This is a genomic window from Streptomyces sp. NPDC037290 (genome assembly GCF_055603245.1).
The window spans coordinates 1-1,064 of the sequence record NZ_JBVJVZ010000192.1; the positions used below are offsets into that span (position 1 = coordinate 1).

Below are 1,064 nucleotides of genomic sequence, written 5' to 3' on the forward strand. Positions count from 1 at the left end.
GACATCGACCAGGTCACCATCGACAAGAACGCGAAGATCGGCTGAGCACGTGAGCAAGACCAGGAAGCAGGCTCCCGCCCAGGCCGCCACGACCGTCGCCCCGGGCGACGGCGACGGTGCCGCCACCACCGGCGTCTCGCGGCGGCGGCTGCTGGGCACGACGGGCGCCGCAGGCGCCACGGGGCTGGTGCTGGGCGCCGGGGGCGGGGCCGCCGGATACGCCGCCACCCGCCCCGAGGAGCCGACGGCTCTGACGACGGTCGGCGCGACCACGGCGATGTTTCACGGGAAACATCAACCGGGGATCACCACTCCGCTTCAGGCCCGGGGCCATCTCGTCGCCTTCGATCTGGTGGCGGGCGCGGGGCGCAAGGAGGCGGCGGCGCTGCTGCGGCGCTGGTCCTCGGTGGCGAAGGAGCTGATGGCGGGCCGCCCGGCGGCGGGCGCGCCGGACGGCCCCGGGCACGACACCGGGATCGCCCTGGACGCGGGTCCTTCGTCCCTCACCGTCACGTTCGGCTTCGGCCGTACGTTCTTCGCGCGCACGGGTCTGGCCGCCCGCCTGCCCGCCGCGCTCGACCCGCTGCCGGCGTTCTCCGCCGACGCCCTCGACGCACGGCGTTCCAACGGCGACCTGTGGGTGCAGATCGGAGCGGACGACGCGCTGGTCGCCTTCCACGCACTGCGGGCGCTCCAGAAGGAGGCCGCGGGGACGGCACGGGTGCGATGGCAGATGAACGGCTTCAACCGCACCCCCGGCGCGACCGCCCGGCCGATGACCGCCCGCAACCTGATGGGCCAGATCGACGGGACCGGCAACCCGAAACCGTCCGACGAGGACTTCGACCGGCGGGTCTTCGTCCCCGCGTCCCCCGGGAAGCCGCAGGAGTGGATGGAGGGCGGTTCGTACGCCGTCGTCCGCCGGATCCGGATGCTCCTGGACGACTGGGAGAAGCTTCCGGTGGAGCGCCAGGAGCGGGTCATCGGGCGGCGCAAGGCCGACGGGGCGCCCCTGAGCGGGGGGACCGAGACCACGGAGATGGACCTCGGCAAGGCGGGCCCGG

At 74.2% G+C, this 1,064-nt stretch carries 1 protein-coding gene; it reads left to right on the top strand.

Translation table 11 applies throughout. The features are described from left to right. Positions 1–49: 49 nt before the first annotated feature. A partial coding sequence (locus tag ACZ7HQ_RS45900) for a Dyp-type peroxidase (protein WP_471003700.1) occupies positions 50–1,064 on the top strand: 1,015 nt, incomplete at its 3' end.